The 18,614-nt window shown below is 33.6% G+C and carries 12 protein-coding genes; 8 read left to right on the top strand and 4 right to left on the bottom strand.

Annotated elements, in window-relative coordinates; genetic code table 11:
- Positions 1-10 precede the first annotated feature (10 nt).
- Positions 11-424: a hypothetical protein gene (locus CLU81_RS25200; RefSeq protein WP_099712349.1), complete on the bottom strand. Its 414-nt coding sequence runs from the start codon at positions 422-424 to the stop codon at positions 11-13.
- 275 nt (positions 425-699) lie between these two features.
- On the opposite strand from CLU81_RS25200, the gene recG reads away from it, so the two are divergent.
- Complete coding sequence (gene recG, locus CLU81_RS25195) at positions 700-2,808, top strand: ATP-dependent DNA helicase RecG (RefSeq protein ID WP_099712348.1); 2,109 nt, start codon at positions 700-702, stop codon at positions 2,806-2,808.
- A gap of 475 nt (positions 2,809-3,283) precedes the next feature.
- Here the strand turns inward: recG and CLU81_RS25185 are convergent, their stop codons facing one another.
- The 3 genes from CLU81_RS25185 to CLU81_RS25175 all read right to left on the bottom strand — a co-directional run bounded on the left by CLU81_RS25185 (position 3,284) and on the right by CLU81_RS25175 (position 5,571).
- Positions 3,284-3,886 (bottom strand): PAS domain-containing protein, encoded by a 603-nt coding sequence (locus tag CLU81_RS25185; protein WP_099712346.1) that lies wholly within the window; start codon positions 3,884-3,886, stop codon positions 3,284-3,286.
- Between the two features lie 205 nt (positions 3,887-4,091).
- The gene (locus CLU81_RS25180) at positions 4,092-4,946 is read right to left on the bottom strand and encodes a hypothetical protein (protein WP_099712345.1); all 855 of its coding nucleotides are present in this window, start codon (positions 4,944-4,946) and stop codon (positions 4,092-4,094) included.
- 28 nt (positions 4,947-4,974) lie between these two features.
- Positions 4,975-5,571, bottom strand: coding sequence for a peroxiredoxin (locus CLU81_RS25175; protein ID WP_099712344.1), 597 nt, complete (start codon positions 5,569-5,571; stop codon positions 4,975-4,977).
- 550 nt (positions 5,572-6,121) lie between these two features.
- On the opposite strand from CLU81_RS25175, the gene CLU81_RS25170 reads away from it, so the two are divergent.
- The 7 genes from CLU81_RS25170 to pheT all read left to right on the top strand — a co-directional run bounded on the left by CLU81_RS25170 (position 6,122) and on the right by pheT (position 18,518).
- The gene (locus CLU81_RS25170) at positions 6,122-7,183 is read left to right on the top strand and encodes an efflux RND transporter periplasmic adaptor subunit (protein ID WP_099712343.1); all 1,062 of its coding nucleotides are present in this window, start codon (positions 6,122-6,124) and stop codon (positions 7,181-7,183) included.
- A 79-nt stretch (positions 7,184-7,262) separates the two neighbouring features.
- A complete protein-coding gene (locus CLU81_RS25165; protein WP_099712342.1) occupies positions 7,263-10,361 on the top strand; it encodes an efflux RND transporter permease subunit in 3,099 nt (1,032 codons plus the stop codon).
- Positions 10,362-10,440: 79 nt separating this feature from the next.
- Positions 10,441-11,751, top strand: a complete 1,311-nt coding sequence (locus tag CLU81_RS25160) for a TolC family protein (protein WP_099712341.1) — start codon at positions 10,441-10,443, stop codon at positions 11,749-11,751.
- 27 nt (positions 11,752-11,778) lie between these two features.
- Positions 11,779-12,642: a bestrophin family protein gene (locus CLU81_RS25155; RefSeq protein WP_099712340.1), complete on the top strand. Its 864-nt coding sequence runs from the start codon at positions 11,779-11,781 to the stop codon at positions 12,640-12,642.
- A 60-nt stretch (positions 12,643-12,702) separates the two neighbouring features.
- Entirely contained in the window at positions 12,703-14,889 is a 2,187-nt protein-coding gene (locus tag CLU81_RS25150) for a gliding motility-associated C-terminal domain-containing protein (protein ID WP_099712339.1), read from the top strand.
- Positions 14,882-15,811 carry a type IX secretion system membrane protein PorP/SprF gene (locus CLU81_RS25145; RefSeq protein ID WP_099712338.1) on the top strand — a complete coding sequence of 310 codons (930 nt, stop codon included), beginning with the start codon at positions 14,882-14,884 and terminating at the stop codon, positions 15,809-15,811. Before CLU81_RS25150 ends, CLU81_RS25145 begins: the two co-directional genes overlap by 8 nt.
- A gap of 286 nt (positions 15,812-16,097) precedes the next feature.
- Complete coding sequence (gene pheT, locus CLU81_RS25140; protein ID WP_099712337.1) at positions 16,098-18,518, top strand: phenylalanine--tRNA ligase subunit beta; 2,421 nt, start codon at positions 16,098-16,100, stop codon at positions 18,516-18,518.
- The last annotated feature ends 96 nt before the right edge of the window (positions 18,519-18,614 follow it).

Here is an 18,614-nt window from a genome sequence, read left to right as displayed (position 1 = left end):
TTTACGATTTTTATTTCGTTTTCTCGTATGTTGACTCAGCATCACACATACGTCCGTCATTGTCCAGCAGACCTGCTTTAGTTATCGTTAGGGTTTCTATTAAACTATTCGAACAATTTAATATTAGCATGCTATCAGTAGAATAAGTTAATTTTAAATTTGTTCCTATTTCGTTAGTTGAGACTTCAAATGTCCCTGATGCTGTTGTGGTTACGCCTCTGTCAATTCTGGTTTTTGTAAAAGTATTACCTCTGTTAAATTTATAAGACTCTCTAAAAACATACGGGTTATCAATATCTTTTGCATCAACGACATTGATCCATTTTCCATAATAATTAGAAACCACAGGCTTGTCATCTGAATCATTAGACGAACAAGAAATAGCAACAAACAGGACTGTAAATAAAAGTGCAGTTATTTTCATTTTTTAAAAGGTTTTTTAAGGTTACTTATTATTAAGATTTTACTTTCTTAAAATGGTTGCGTCCTAACTTGCTAAATTTACGATATTTGTATTCAATAATTTATGAGAAACAATACATTTTCAAATTTCCCAATTAAAATCTATCTTCGCTTTTCCAAAGAGAAAAGATTATAGAAGCAAGAATATAGACCGAACTTTGACGTTTAATTCTACAATCTCGTTTCTTTGTTCTATAATCTATTTTCTATACTCTAAATTTTAAGAAGTCTAAAAAAATGTCCTATAATCTCCTTGAAACTCCTATCGAATACTTAAAAGGTGTTGGCCCAACTCGTGGTCAATTGCTTCGTAAGGAATTGGGAATTCATAAATATGGGGATTTAGTTAATTTTTTTCCGAATAGATATATCGACAGAACTCGTTATTATAAGATAAACGAACTTCAAAATACAGGTTCAGAAGTTCAGATTATTGGAAAAATCATCAACATAAAAACGGTTGAATTTGCCAAAAACAAAAAACGTCTTGTCGCTACTTTCGTGGATGATACGGGACAAATGGACTTAAACTGGTTTCAGGGACATAAATGGGTTCGTGAAAGTTTAAAGTTGAATGAAGTTTGTGTGATTTTTGGAAAATGTTCTCTTTACGGAAGTCAGTTTAGTATGGCGCATCCGGAAATTGAGTTGTTTAGCGAGCATGAAAAAAGTCTTCGCTCTGCAATGCAACCTGTTTATCCTTCGACTGAAACTCTGGCAAACAGAGGAATTTCAAATAGAACGATTAACAAAATAATGGAGCAATTGTTTATTGAAACTCAAGCTTTATTTACAGAAACATTTCCTCCTTATTTGATCGCGGAATTAAATTTAATGTCAAAAAGAGCGGCTTTATTCAACATACATTTTCCTAAAAGCACCGAGATTTTGGCGAAAGCCCAATTCCGACTAAAATTTGAGGAATTGTTCTTTATTCAGTTGCAATTAATTACCAAAAACCTGATTCGGAAACATAAAATAAAAGGACATCCATTTTCTAAAGTAGGAGAGTTTTTTGGTGAGTTTTATCAGAATCATTTGCCTTTTGAGCTTACAAATGCGCAAAAAAGGGTGATCAAAGAAATCCGTTCAGATATGGGCAGTAATGCTCAAATGAACCGTTTGCTGCAAGGTGATGTTGGTTCCGGGAAAACAATTGTGGCTTTTATGAGCATGCTTCTGGCAATGGATAATGGTTTTCAGGCTTGTTTAATGGCGCCGACAGAAATTCTCGCTAATCAACATTTTATTGGTTTATCAGAATTAGCAGAAACCTTAAATATCAATATCAAAATACTTACGGGTTCAACTAAAACTTCGGCTCGAAAAATCATTCACGAAGAACTTGAAAACGGAACTTTAAATATCTTAATCGGAACGCACGCTTTACTTGAAGACAAAGTAAAATTTCAGAATCTGGGATTGGCTGTAATCGATGAGCAACATCGTTTTGGCGTAGAACAACGTTCTAAATTATGGAAGAAAAACGATATTCCTCCGCACGTTTTGGTTATGACCGCCACTCCTATTCCGCGAACTTTGGCAATGAGTTTGTATGGCGATTTAGATATTTCGGTAATTGATGAATTACCTCCTGGTCGAAAACCTATTCAGACTGTTCATCGTTTTGACAGTAATCGCTTGAAGGTTTGGAAATTTTTAAGAGATGAAATCGCTCTTGGAAGACAGATATATATTGTTTATCCGCTGATTCAGGAATCCGAAAAAATGGATTATAAGGATTTAATGGACGGTTACGAAAGTATTTCCCGTGATTTTCCGTTGCCTCCATATTCGATTTCGATCTTACACGGAAAAATGAAACCCGCAGATAAAGATGCTGAAATGAAACGCTTTTCTGAAGGTAAAACTAATATAATGGTCGCAACAACAGTAATCGAAGTTGGTGTAAATGTTCCAAATGCGAGTGTAATGATTATCGAAAGTGCCGAACGTTTTGGATTGTCTCAGCTTCACCAATTGCGTGGTCGTGTTGGTCGTGGCGCCGAGCAGAGTTATTGTATCTTGATGACTAGCCATAAATTGAGTGCCGACAGTAAAACTCGAATGGAAACAATGGTTCAGACGAATGATGGTTTCGAAATTGCCGAAGTCGACCTTAAACTTCGTGGTCCCGGAGATTTAATGGGAACGCAGCAAAGTGGTGTTTTAAATCTTCAAATTGCAGATATTGTCCGAGATCGTGATATCTTGAGTCTTGCCCGAAATTATGCCATGAAAATTCTTAAAGAAGATGGTCCGTTGCAAAAACCGGAACACGCGGTTTTGAAAGCTGTATTTCTTGAGCTGACTAAAAAGAAAAATATCTGGAATTATATAAGCTAATTCTTTTTAAGGTGCTGAGGAACTGAGATTCTGAGGAACTGAGGTTTTCCACAATATTGTCATTTCGACGAAGGAGAAATCACACGCGAAACTCTACAAAGATTGGCTACAATATAGAACGCGGATGACGCGGATTCGCTTTGCGAAAACACGGATTAAAACGGATTTTATCAGCTTAATATTTGTTATGAAAATGTTTGTCCTAGCCCCGATAGAAGTGAAAATCCTTTTGTGGCGGGGTTCGCCTCAAAAGATTGGAACGGATTGCTTCGCCAGTTCGCACTTTCAGGCTCGGGTGCGGGATTAGCTCCTAAAAAAAATATACTTCACTGTATCATACCTAAACAGCGTTTAGGATTCGAATATTCAATTACCATTTCTAAAGGTGATTCAGATTTGTTGGGGGTCAAATATTAAATTTTGAATATTCTAACTGATGCAATGAAGCATATTGTTAGAGTTAGTTGTTGTGTTATTACTTTTTTGGAGGTGCTTTCTTTTCAAATAAACCATTGAACAAACCTTTACTTACTTTATTTTTATCATCTTTTTTTGTTGCGATAAGGTGATCCACATATTCCATATAAGTTTTCTTGCGCTCTTCCAGAAAACCCACAAGGTATTCTTCAGAAGCGTGAAGTCCGCTTACTTCTTCAATATGCAGAAGTTTTTTGTACAAAGGTTCTATAAACTTTACGATAATATCCTCTGGAACTGATTTTCTGGTTCCAAAGTATCCAACGATTTCTCCATCAGCATCAGCTATGATTTTAAAATCGGTGACAACCCAATAAAACCTGCCGGTTTTGGACATATTCTTGATAATCACATGAATATTTTGGCTTGACTTAATACTATCCCACAAGAATTTAAAAATAACTTTTGGCATATCAGGATGACGTACAATATTGTGAGGTTGTCCAACAAGCTCAAATTCATCATATCCGGATACATCTATAAAATCTTCATTGGCGTATAGAATCGTCCCTTTTGTATCTGTTTTACTGAGTAATACTTTACTCTTATTCCAATCAACTTCGCGATCTGATGGAGTTGGACGGTTAGTTCTGGTATCCATAATTTTTGTCTTTAAAATTAATATACAGTTAGATTTCTGCGTATAAAGTCAATTCTTTTAAAGCATTATTCTAATTAAGCTCTGGTTCTAAAATCATTAATATGCTTTTGTAATCAGCACATTGGACTGGCCGATTAAAAATCATACTGACATGTAAAATAAAATAGATTTAATAATTAATCTGGAAGTTGGTTTCTATTAAATTTTATCCCCTGCTGTTTGTTGACTTAACATGAATGTCGTTTACTAAATCGTCGATCTTTTTAGCACTTTCACGCATCATTTCTAAATAACTAAGCAGTTTGTCATTGTCAGTATGTCCTTTTGAAACATCGATAAGTTTTAAAACTGAATTTACAGGCAGTTTTAAATCTAAAGTTGTTCTGTGAATAAAATCATTATAGTCTTTTGTAGCACTTTGAGAGCTATATTTTGCAGATGCCAATTTGATGTTTTCTAATTCGTATTCATCAGAAATTTTAGAAATATGATTTTGGCTGTGTTTCTTAAAATAATACGCCCAATATCCATTCATGAAAAATACAACTGCTGCTAAAACTACGTGAATTACAAAAGTCTCAAGGTCAAAATTAACCTGCGAAAAATACAATTGTAAACCTTTTGGATCAGTAAAAGTAAAATTTTGCATATAAGCCAAAGCTCCGTGATGCAATACTACCAGTAATGTTAGCGGAATTTGAAGTTTCCAGTTTTGATAAATAATCAAAATTGTACTTGCAATGAAAACCGTAAAATGCATCTCAAACAATCCGTGCATTTGATAGATATACTGCGCCATAAATATTGCTAAAACCACAGACAACACATATTGGTAAAAAGTAGATCTTTTGACAAAAAACTTTGCCGAATAATACAGTAATAAATTCAAAGTACCAACGCCTACTCCTATTTCAAAAGTATCATATTTAAAGGCTAACGCGATTCCGAAAAGGAAATAAGCGGCAAGAACATAATTGATAATTGTATCTGATTTTTGTGTCATTGTAGACGTAAAATTGTACAGATAGTCTTGTTCATTCAAACTGGCTTTTGTTTTCATAAATTAAATAATTAGGTTAAGGATAGATTTATTTAGTGCATTTTGGTAACGAACATCCATAAGCTCTCAGAGCTAAAGCATCAAATGAAGGGGCATGGTTTTGTTTCAGCAAAGCCTCAATTGCCTGTTGGGCATAATTGCTGTCGGCATTGGTGCAATACCTTGTTTTATTATAATTTCCGCGGTAATATAAATTTTGAGAATCGTCAAGAAGAACTGCTTGCGGAGTCGAAAAAACACCACAGCTCTTTGCCATTCCATCATCAAAATAGACTGGAATATTAGCGTCGAATTTTTTCTGGATTTCTTCGATTGTAAAGCTCTTCTGCTTGTTGAGAACAACAATTTTAAAGTTAATACGATCTCCGTATTTCTTAATCAATCCGCTTACATGAGGTATATTAAAGCGGGAACATGGACAGTCCGGATTAAAGAAATGAATAAAAACCGGTCTGCGATCTGCCGTGCAGCATTTTAGATCAATTTTACTTCCCATGGCTATCTCATGATAATCACGAGGAATTGGTGTTGGTAAACTATATTTAAATTCGTTTTGCCAAAACAAAAAAGAAATTGCAACAAGTAATAATGAAAACCATAAGACTAAAAGTATTTTTTTCTTCATAAATTGATTATTTTCTTACTGAGGGAATAAAAAAAGATAAACACTTGTTAACGCAATTACTTGCAAAATTAAGACTTTTTATTAAAAAAGGGCGCCAATTCTCATATCTGAACCGTTTACGAATTAAAAATATAGGTTTTTATGTATCAAAAAATATATTTTGTTTAACCTTATCAATGTTACAAATAAAATCGATAAAGTGCAACATAAATCAGATAAAATACTTTAAATAGCAATATTGAAAGATTTTTCCGTAATAACAAATAGTTAATTATACTTAAATAAAAAGTAAAAACTTACAAAACGAGTAAAAAACAAGGAAAAATGACGCTTTTTTTAATACTTTTAAATCCTCAAAAAGAATCATAAAAAACTTTTTTTTCGATCAACATTAAACCATTGTTAAGAAGAATAGTCTAAGACTTGTATTAATTAAAAAACTTGTACATACAAGTGTTAAATAAAAGCTAACAGCTTTAGTTTTCACAACAAAAAGTTAAATTTGCAAGTTTACTAAAAACACAGACCAAAACACATTCACCCTAATTTTATGAAAGTAAAAAACCTAATTTACGCCCTTCTAATTATCGTTCTAGGAGGTTTTATTGCCTACAGAGTGGTATCAAACAAAAGTAAAAACGACGAATCTAAAAAATTTGGTGACAAAGATACTCCAACAACTGTGACGGGGATTGTAGTAAACACTTCTACTTTTGACAATAATCTCTCATTATCAGGATCAATTGAAGCAAATGAACAAATTGAAATCCGCAGTGAAGTTTCAGGAATTGTTGAAGGTATTTACTTTAATGAAGGTAGTTTTGTAAACAAAGGTCAGGTGCTTTTTAAAGTAAATGATATCGAACTAAAAGCACAATTAAGACAAGCTGTAACCAAAGAAGGTTTGGCTGCCGAAAATGAAAGAAGAGCTAAATTACTACTTCAAAAAGAAGCTATAAGTCAGGCAGAATTTGATGTTGCAAAAGCAGATCACGCTTCTTCTCAGGCGCAAAGCCAATTGATAAGAGCTCAAATTGCTAAAACTTCTGTAAAAGCTCCGTTTTCCGGAAAAATTGGTTTACGTTCTATCTCACCGGGAACTTATATTACTCCAACTATTTTAGTAGCAAAATTAGTCAATACAGGAAAATTGAAGATTACATTTTCTATTCCTGAAAAATATGCATCACAAGTAAAATCAGGATCAACAATAGATTTTTCGGTTTCAGGATCTGATAAAGTTTATTCGGCAAAAATTTATGCAATTGAGCCGGAAGTAGCTGTTGCAACACGTACTTTACAAGTTCGCGCTATTGCGGATAATATCGACGGAAAGCTTTTCCCTGGAACATTTGCCGATGTAAAATTACCATTGAACATTATAAAAGATGCGATCGTAGTTCCTTCTGAAGCGATTGTTCCAATACAAGATGGTAAAAAAGTATTTATCGCTAATATGGGCAAAGCCAAAGAAGTTAAGGTTGATGCAACGACAAGAACAGATGCTTCTATTTTGATTTTGTCAGGATTAAAAGCGGGAGACACATTAATTACTAGCGGCGTTATGTCATTAAAAGATGAAGCCCCAATAAAAGTTGTAGTAAAAAAATAAGTCTAGATTTTAAGATAAGTAGTAAGATTTAGCAATAAATCTGCAATCTAAAATCAACAATCTAAAATCTAAAATCATAATGAGTTTATCAACCACAAGTATAAGAAGACCCGTTTTAACGATTGTACTGAATCTTTTAATTATTTTATTCGGTTTCATTGGTTATACGTTTTTGGGTGTTCGGGAATTTCCTTCTATTGATCCGGCACAGGTTTCTATCAGAACCAATTATACCGGAGCCAATTCTGATATTATCGAATCGCAAATTACAGAACCTCTTGAAAAAGCCGTAAATGCGATTGACGGAATTCGAAATATAACTTCCTCAAGTAATCAGGGAAGCAGTAATATTACCATCGAGTTTAACTTAGATAAAAACCTTGAAGAAGCTGCAAATGACGTTCGTGACAAGGTTTCTCAAGCTGTTAGGAGTTTACCACAGGATATAGATGCTCCGCCGGTAGTTTCTAAAGCCGATGCTGACAGTGAATCTATTATTTCGATGACAGTTCAGAGTGACACCAGAAGTTCCTTAGAATTGAGTGATTATGCTGAAAATGTTATTTCGCAACGTCTGGAAACGATTCCTGGAGTGAGCGGTGTTCAAATTTGGGGACAAAAACGTTACGCTATGCGTTTGTGGATCGATCCCGTAAAATTAAATGCCTATAATTGTACGGTTTCTGATGTTAGAGATGCCTTGAACGCGCAAAACGTAGAATTGCCATCCGGAAAATTAACCGGAAACAATACCGAATTGACCGTAAAAACAATTGGAAATCTTTCTAAACCGGAAGAATTCAATAATATTATCATTCGTACCGATGGAGATAAAATTGTTCGTTTGAGCGATGTTGGTGGTGCTGAATTAGGTCCTGAAAATATTGAAACTTCATTAACATCATCAGGGCTTCCAATGATTGGTTTAGCTATTGTACCAATGCCCGGAGCCAATTATCTTGATATTTCGAAAGAGTTTTATAAAAAATATGACGCTTTAAAGAAAGATCTTCCAAAGGATATCAAACTGAATATTGCGCTTGATAATACACTTTTCGTAAAAAAATCAGTACTTGAAGTAGCCGAAACTTTAGGGATTTCGATTATTCTGGTAATCATTATTATTTATTTGTTTTTTAGAGACTGGGCAATTGCATTCAGACCTTTAATTGATATTCCGGTTTCGTTAATTGCTACGTTTTTTATCATGTGGCTTTTCGGGTTCTCGATCAACGTATTGACCTTATTAGCAATTGTATTGGCAACTGGTTTAGTAGTAGATGATGGAATTGTAGTTACCGAAAATATCTTCAAAAAAGTCGAAGAAGGAATGTCGCCAATCGAAGCGGCAATCAAAGGATCTAATGAAATTTTCTATGCCGTAATTTCGATTTCTGTTACACTTGCAGCGGTATTTTTACCAGTAATTTTCTTAGAAGGTTTCGTAGGCCGACTCTTTCGGGAATTTGGTGTTGTAATTGGTGCTGCAGTATTAATTTCGGCCTTTGTATCTTTGACTTTAACACCAATGTTGAATGCCTATTTAATGAAAGGCGGAGAACAGAAAAAGTCAAAATTCTACGTTAAAACAGAGCCTTTTTTCGAAAAATTAAATAGTGGCTACGCAGAAGCTTTAGAGCGTTTCATGGCTAAAAAATGGATTAGTTTCCCAATCCTGATAGCGTGTTTTGGATTGATTTATTTATTCTTTACAATTCTTCCAAAAGAAACTGCACCATATGACGATCGTAGTTCTGTAACGATGCGTATGACAACTCCTGAAGGTTCTTCTTATGAATATACCAATCGTTTTATGCAGGAAATGTCAAAATTGGTAGATGATTCTATTCCGGAGAAAAAAGTAAGTTTAGTAATCACAGCCGGAGGTTCAGGAGGTTCTGCGACCAATTCAGGTTTCATCAGACTTTCGTTGAAAGAACCGGATGAAAGAAAACGATCTCAAAAAGATATTGCTGATAAATTAACCAAATGGACTAAAAAATATCCAAATGCTAAAACATCTGTAATTCAGCAACCTACAATTGCCGTAAACAGACGTGGAGGTTTACCGATTCAGTATATTATTCAGGCTCCGACTTTTGAAAAACTAAGAGAAAAAATTCCGGTTTTCATGAATGAAGTTGGTAAAAGTGATGTTTTCTCTACTTCAGATGTCAACCTTAAATTTAATAAACCTGAAATCAACGTAAGTATTGATCGTGCAAAAGCCGAAAGTTTAGGAATATCAATTATGGATATTGCCCAAACTTTGCAACTTTCTTTAAGTGGACAGCGTTTTGGTTATTTTATTAAAAACGGAAAACAATATCAGGTAATTGGTCAATTTGATCAAAAAGACCGATCTAAACCATTGGATTTAACTTCTATGTTTGTTAGAAACAAATCAGGTCAGTTGATCCAGATGGATAACGTGGTAAAAGTGGAAGAACAAAGTAATCCGCCGCAATTGTATCACAATAACCGATATATGTCTGCAACAGTTTCAGCTGGTTTAGCTCCCGGGAAAAGTATTAGTGATGGTATTGAAGAAATGGACCGAATTAAAACTAAGGTTTTAGATCAAAGTTTTACAACCGATTTAAGTGGAGAATCACGAGATTTTGTCGAAAGTAGTTCTAATACTTCTTTTGCATTTGGATTGGCTTTATTACTGATCTTTTTGATTCTTGCAGCACAATTTGAGAGTTTTATTGATCCGTTAATTATCATTTTGACAGTACCAATGGCGGTTGCGGGAGCATTATTCTCGTTATGGTTATTCAATCAAACCTGGAATATTTTTAGTCAGATTGGTACCGTAATGCTTATTGGTCTGGTTACTAAAAATGGTATTTTGATCGTCGAATTTGCGAATCAGCTACGAGAACAGGGAAAACCAAAAATGGAAGCAATTCTCGAAGCATCAGAAGCGCGTTTACGTCCAATTTTGATGACGAGTTTGGCAATTGCTTTAGGAGCTTTACCAATTGCAATGTCACTTGGAGCTGCGTCTACAAGTAGAATTGGAATGGGAGTTGTAATCGTTGGAGGAACAATTTTCTCTTTGGCTTTGACCCTATTTGTAATTCCTGCAATTTATTTAATGTGGTCTAAAGCCAGAAAACATTATCCGGAGTTTGATCATATTGAAGAATATGAAAGAGATAGCAAAGTATAGATTCTAATTTTTTTGAAATAAAATAAAAGCTTTGAATTTTAAGTTAGTAAACTGAAATTCAAAGCTAATCCTTCATAATATGAAAACTAAGATAGTATTAAAAAGTCTCGTTTTATTTTTGTTTTGTATAGCAAAAAGTAATGCACAAGAGGTTCTAACGATCGAAGATGCTATGAAAATAGCGCTGGAAAATAATTTTGAAATTAAGATTGCTAAGAACAACACAAAAATTAGTGAAACAAATGTAACCGTTGGAAACGCAGGAATGTTACCACAAGCTACTGCTTCAATCACAGACAATAACAGCGTTACAAATTCCTCTCAAACACGTCAGGATGGAACTTCGACACAATTAAACAATGCCAAAAATAATAACTTAAATTATGGTGTAAGTTTAGGCTGGACAGTTTTTGATGGTATGAAAATGTTTGCCAAATTAGACCAATTAAAAGAGTTGCAAAAACTGGGTGATTCTGAATTAAAAAGAACTATTCTGGTAAAAATTGGTCAGGTAAATTCCGCTTATTATGACTTAGTTCAGCAACAACATCAATTATCAGCATTAGATACTACAATCGTAATTTCTAAGCAAAGATTGACATTGGCACAAAATCGTTTCAGTATTGGAAAAGCTTCAAAATTAGAGGTTTTAAATGCTCAGGTAGATTTAAATTCTGATCAGGTTGCTTTCCTGAGACAAAAGGAATCATATGCAAATGCAAAGATTTTATTGAACCAATATTTAGCGCGTGATCCAAAAATAAATTTTACGGTAACTGATTTGGTTAAAGTAGATGATAAATTAGTTTTGGCAGATTTAATGGATTTGGCTCAGAAACAAAACCCTGGTTTAGAATCGCAAATCATTAACAAACGAATTGCCGAATTACAACTTAAGCAAATAAAAGCAGATCGTTATCCTGTTGTAAATCTGACATCTGGATACACTTTTACAGAAAGTCAGTCTAGTTTAGGTTTTACAAGTTCAGCTTCTTCAAAAGGTTTTAATTATGGTTTTAATGCGACTTTAAACATTTTTGATGGTTTTAATCAACATCGAAATGAAAAAGTAGCAAAACTGCAAATTGAGAATTCTCAGATCGCAATCGAGCAACAAAACATGATTCTGAATACACAATTGAGTACAGCTTTTCAAACTTACTTAACTAATCTTGAATTAATTGGTTTAGAAGAAGATAACGAAGCAATTGCTAAACAAAACCTGGATATTACGTTGGATAAATTTAGAATTGGAACCATTACAACGCTTGATTTTAGAACGGCTCAGCTTAATTATGTTAATGCAAAAGTACGTTACAGCAACGCTCAATATGAAGCAAAATTATCTGAAATTGCTTTGAAAGAATTAGCTGGAAATATTAATTTTTAATTTAAATTTGTTTCAAAACAAATATAAATGATCTCATATAATACCAAAGATTGGTTTACTTTTATTTTCCATTTTCACAAATCAGATACTGTTAGAAAATTGTTTCCGATAATGATTGCCATCGGAATTTATTCTTCCCTTATCGGATATCTTGAAGTTTCTTATTTCAAAGTTGGTAAAAATGATTACATCCATAATATTCCGGTAATGCACGGAATGTTGGGATTTGTAATTTCGTTGTTGCTTGTTTTCAGAACCAATACCGCTTATGATCGTTGGTGGGAAGGCCGTAAATTATGGGGTGGTCTTGTAAACAATAGTCGCAATCTTGCGATTAAACTTTCAGCAATGTTAAAGGATGAAAATGATCGTAAATTCTTTAGAAAATTTATTCCTGCATATGCTGCAATTTTACACAAACATCTTCATGATGAAGATACCAGCAAACAGCTTTTTGATGATGTAGATTTAGAAATTGATCATCATAAACACAAGCCAAATCAGATCAAGAGAATGATGTTTCATAAAATCAATGATTTGTATGATGCAAAAAAAATTAGCGGAGAACAACTTATAATTTTAAACGACGAATTACAAGCATTTACAGATATTTGCGGTGCTTGCGAGCGAATAAAAAACACACCTATTCCCTACTCTTACAGTGCTTTTATAAAAAAATTCATTTTTATTTATACGATGACATTGCCTTTTGGTTACTCCATAAGTTTAGGATATCTTGTGGCTCCGGTGGTTGTTTTTATCTTTTATGTATTAGCAAGCTTAGAGCTTATTGCAGAGGAAATCGAAGATCCGTTTGGTAATGATGAAAATGATTTACCGACAAAGAAGATTGCGGAAAACATCAAAAAACACGTCGAAGAACTGATTTAATTAAAAACAACTCTTAATTATCTTGATATATTTTATAATTTTAATAAATTAGTAAAATATATGCTAAACAAAAACTTCTTTTTACTATTTATTCTATTTGTAAATTTAGGATTCAGTCAGTCTGAATGCTATAATTCGGATTTTTCAGCAGGAACTTTTTCTGGATGGGAAGGTTATACCGGTACGTACAATCGTCCTAAAAAAGATAAAGGTTTCAAAGAAACCAGACAGACAATCATAACTGAATCTACATTAGATCCAAGGACCGGTAATATGCTGGCTACAATACCGCCAGGAGAAAAATTTGCTGCAAAACTAGGAAATGAGTCTGCGGGCGCTGAGACAGAAGTGCTAATTTATTCCATGAATGTTACACCTGAAAACAGCATTTTTTTATACAAATATGCTGTTGTCGTTGAAGACCCTGATCATACCCCAAAAGAACAGCCTCAATTTAGTGTTACAATTACAGATGTAAATGGTCAAACTATTGATCCATTATGTGGCGATTATAATGTCTATGCTGGTCAACCTGGGCAAAATTTTAATACTTATGATTACATAGATCCTAAAACACACCGTACAAGGATTGTAAAATGGGTCGACTGGAAAACAGTTGGCGTGAACTTATCTGCTTATATTGGAACCACTGTAAAGATCGAATTCACTACAAAAGATTGTGCTTTAAAAGAGCATTTTGGCTATGCCTATATTTCAGCGAGATGCAATAAATTAAAAGCTGATTTAAAAGTATGTTCAAATAACCTAAACTTTGATTTAATCGCTCCATATGGATTCAGCAAATATCTTTGGACTTATTTAGGAAAACCAGTCGGTACAAACTCATCAACAACATCTTTACCGGTGGCAGATTATCCTGAGGGCGCAATTTTTGAATGTACGATGACCGCTTATAGTAATTCTAATGTTTGTGAATCAAAAATTGAGATAATACTAACAAAACCAACAAAAATTACTCCTCTATTTGAAGCAATAACATCTTGTAATACATCTCAAATTACGTCCAATCCAATAGTTTTTGAAAATCAGTCTATTACAACTGAAACAAATGTAAAATGGAATTGGGATTTTGGTGATGGATCAACTTCAATAGAAAAGTCTCCTAAACATGTTTATACAAATTCCGGACGATATATTGTAAATTTAACAGCCACGAGCGAAAGCGGATGTACCTTTAATTTTAGCGAACCTATTTCAATCAATAATAATCCTATTTTAGAACCTGTTTTAAATGCGGACCAAAATTTCTGCAATCAAAATGCAACAATTGGCAGTATAAATGTTGGTAGCCAAAATCTAAAATGGTTCAGTTCTTTAACATCAGCAGAAGAACTTGCAGCCTCAACCCCTTTGGTCGACAAAACAACATATTATGCGGCTGTATATGATAATGGCTGTATAGGTAACCGAATCGCTTTTACTGCTTCTGTATCAAATTTTCCTCCTCCAATTGGTGATCCAATTCAATACTTCTGTACAATTAACAAACCGACAATTAGTAATCTAGATGCAAAAGGTAATGGAATAAAATGGTTTAAAAGTCCAACAGATACGAACGCTTTGATTGCATCAACAGCATTAACCAATACTACTTATTATGCAGCACAAACTAATTTGCAAACAGGATGTGAAAGTAAAGAGCGCTTGAAAGTTAATGTTGTTCTGGAAGATCCTTCAAATATTTTACCCGCAAGTTATACGAAACAATTATGCTTAGACGACGAATTATTGATCCGTTCTTTGAGAGATAATAATACTGAAATGATTTTTTACGATTCAGAAAATGCTACCATTCCTCTTTCAGAAAATACTCCTATTAGAAATGGTTCTACCTATTATGCTTCTATATCTGATTCTAAAACCAATTGTGAAAGTGCAAAAAGAGCTGCTATTTTGGTTTCCGTAGTTCCATGTCAATTAGTGGTTTTTAATTCAATTACAATTGACGGAAATAATTTAAACGATCACTTTGTTGTAAAAAACATAGAATTCTTTCCTGAGAATACTGTCGAAATTTATAATCGTTTTGGTCAGTTGGTTTATCGTACCGCAAAATATGGCGTAAATGAGAATTATTTTTATGGCGAAGCAAACGCCGGAGAAGTATTTCAAAAAAGTAAAAAACTTCCAACCGGTTCCTATTTTTATGTAATAAATTTTAAAAAGAACATTTCATCAGAAAATAATTCACAAAAAGGTTTTCTCTATATCAGCAACAATGAATAGCAAATCAAAAAAAATAATAGTTTTTGCTGGAGTCTTCCTTTTATCATTAATAGCAAGATCACAAAACGACTCTAAATTATCCATCTTTAATTATAATCCTTTGATTTATAATCCAGCTTTTGCAGGCGCAGCTGACGGATTAAATGTAGCAGGAATTTATTCCAGTCAATGGTATGGATTTGATGGCGCTCCAAAAACGCAATATTTATCTGTAGATACAAAATTACCATATAATAAAATTGGACTTGGCTTAAGTTTGTATCATGATGCTATTGGTCCGGCAAGAGAATATAATATTGAAGGAAATTTTGCTTATTACATTGATGTAAATGACGAATACAAACTGGCGTTGGGACTAAAAAGCGGATTACATTCTTATAAAGTCGACATCAATCAGCTAGATGTTTACCAACCTGGCGAACAAGTTTTTAATTCAAATTTTGAGAACAATTTATCATTCATATTAGGACTGGGACTGAACTTGTATTCAGATAAATTTTTTATCGGACTTTCAACTCCTAATCTATTGGTTTCAAAATATTATAATGCTAATAATTCTAGTACTCTTTCGAAAAGTAAAAACAATTATTACCTCAATACTGGCTATAAATTTGAACTGCGACGAGACGTTACCTTAACTCCTGCAGCTTTAGTCAGAGTTACAGAAGGCGCTCCAATTAGTGTTCTAACTTCTCTTAACCTCAATTGGTATGAAAAATATATCGCCAGTTTAAATTTTGACTACAATTCAAGTGTTGGGCTTCTTTTTGGAGTTCGTTTGTTTGATAATTTCAAAGTTGGTTACGCTTACGATCAATCCATAACCAAGTTCAGCCGTTACAACAATGGTACACACACCTTTTTGCTGACCTATACTTTATTAAATGAAAATAGCGAAAAATGCAGCTGCAAGATCTATTAACTTCGTTACAAAGTCTTAATGACTACATTTTATCTTATTTTAAAGTTTTATAATTAGCTTAAGCTTTTCTTTCTTGTTATTTTTTTTCAGTTAAAAAACCATATTAATCCCTACTAGTTTCATTTTATGTCTAATTCATAAAATAATGATTCTAAAATGAATAAAAATCAGAAATAATTAATTTTCAACAGATTAAAATACCCTTAAAAAAACCAAATAAATTGTTTCTTACTACAACACGCAATCCTTATATTTGTATCCTCATACAAGAATAATAAAGTTACACATGAAAATATCTTACAACTGGTTAAAACAGTTCATCAAAACAGACTGGACATCGGAGCAAACTTCAGAATTACTTACAGATTTAGGACTGGAAGTTGAAGTTGTCGAAAAATACCAATCGATTAAAGGCGGTTTAGAAGGAGTTGTTGTAGGACACGTACTTACTTGCGAAAAACACCCTGATGCTGACAGATTAAGAGTTACGACTGTAAATATTGGTCAGGAAGCGCCTATACAAATTGTTTGCGGTGCTGCAAATGTTGCTGCCGGACAAAAAGTGCCTGTTGCAACTATTGGAACCATTTTATATGATAAAGACGGTGGTGAATTTACCATTAAAAAAGGAAAAATTCGCGGAATGGAAAGCCACGGAATGATTTGTGCCGAAGATGAATTAGGTTTAGGTACAAGCCACGACGGAATCATGGTTCTTGATGATGCTTTGGTACCGGGAACAGCTGCTTCTGAGGTTTTTCAGATTGCTAATGATGAAGTTTTCGAAATTGGATTAACGCCAAATCGTGCCGATGCAATGAGCCATTTTGGTACTGCACGTGATTTAAGAGCAGGAATGCTTCAACGTGGTGTTAATATCGAATTGATTACGCCATCTGTAAGTAATTTCAGAGTTGAAATGCGTACTTTAAAAATTGACGTTAATGTTGAGGAACCTTTATTGGCGCCTAGATATTGCGGTGTTACCATTTCTGGAATTTCTGTTCATGAATCTCCAAGCTGGTTACAAGATCGTTTGAAAGCTATTGGATTAACTCCAAAAAATAATATTGTTGACGTTACTAATTATGTTTTGCATGAATTAGGACAACCTTTGCACGCGTTTGATGCTGCAAAAATCAACGGAAAAATTATCGTAAAAACACTTCCGGAAGGCACAAAATTCACCACTTTGGATGATGTCGAAAGAACATTGCACAAAGAAGATTTAATGATTTGTGACGAAAAAGGACCGCTTTGTATTGCAGGTGTTTTTGGTGGGAAAAAATCTGGTGTGACTGAAGGAACAACTTCTATATTCTTAGAAAGTGCTTATTTTGACGCTGTAAGTGTTCGTAAAACAGCAAAACGCCACGGATTAAATACAGATGCTTCTTTTAGATTTGAAAGAGGAATTGACCCAACAATTACGGAATATGCGTTAAAACGTGCAGCACTTTTGATTCAGGAAGTTGCTGGTGGAAAACTAACATCTGATGTTGTTGAAGTTTATCCTAAAAAAGTAGAAGATTTCTCTGTTTTATTGAATTTCAGTCACGTTTCGAAAATCATCGGACAAGAAATTCCAAAAGATACAATTAAGAAAATATTAGTTTCTTTAGATATTAAAGTCAATAGTGTTTCTGATTCAGGTTTAGGCTTAACAATTCCGGCTTATCGTGTTGATGTTCAACGTGAAATTGATGTAATCGAAGAAATTTTAAGAGTTTACGGTTATAACAACATCGAATTCTCTAAAAAATTCAATGCAACAGTTGCTAATTCTCCAAGAACTGAAGATTATAAAGTTCAGAATGTAATTGCAGGACAATTGAATTCGCAAGGATTTCACGAAATGATGGCAAACTCGTTGACAACAGCGGCTTATGCAAAATTATCGACTACTTTAAAAGAAGAACATAATGTTACGATGCTGAATCCTTTAAGTAGTGATTTGGCAACAATGCGTCAATCTTTGTTGTTTTCTGGTTTAGAAGCAATCTCTTATAACATTAACAGAAGAAATTCTGATTTGAAATTATTCGAATTCGGAAAATCATACCATAAATACCTTAACGGTTACGAAGAGCACAAACACCTTACTTTATTAATTTCTGGAAACAGAAACAAAGAAAGCTGGACAAATCCTCAAAAATTAACTGATTTCTTTTTATTGAAAGGATATGCAAAAGGAATTCTTACTCGTTTAGGAATTGAAAAAATCTCAAATGCTCCGGTACAATCTGATATTTTCTCAGAAGGAACTGCGATTTGCTACAACAACGATACCTTGGTTGAAATGGGTGTGGTTAAAAAATCGATATTGAAACATTTCGGAATCAAACAAGATGTTTATTATGCTGATTTCAACTGGGATTTAGTTCTGAAAATTATTACCGGAAAAATCAAATATACCGAAATTCCTAAATACCCGGAAGTTCGTAGAGATTTAGCCTTATTGATCGATCAAAGTACAACTTATGAGCGTATTTATAATTTGGCTAAACAAACGGAGAAAACGCTCTTAAAAGACGTTAATTTATTTGATGTTTACGAAGGTGATAAACTTCCGGAAGGTAAAAAATCGTATGCTTTGAGTTTCACTATTCAGGACAATACTAAAACACTTACCGATTCTCAAATTGATAAAATCATGTCGAAATTACAACAAACTTTTGAGACTGAAATTGGAGCTGTTTTAAGATAAAAACAACTTCTTTTATAATATATAAACCCGACTGGTTCTTAGGACTTGTCGGGTTTTTCTTTTTTTTAATGTTTGTTTCAGGTTTTCTTTGTTTCA

This window comes from Flavobacterium sp. 9 (assembly GCF_002754195.1).
Lineage (GTDB): Bacteria > Bacteroidota > Bacteroidia > Flavobacteriales > Flavobacteriaceae > Flavobacterium.
This window is presented reverse-complemented; position numbering and strand designations above follow the sequence as displayed.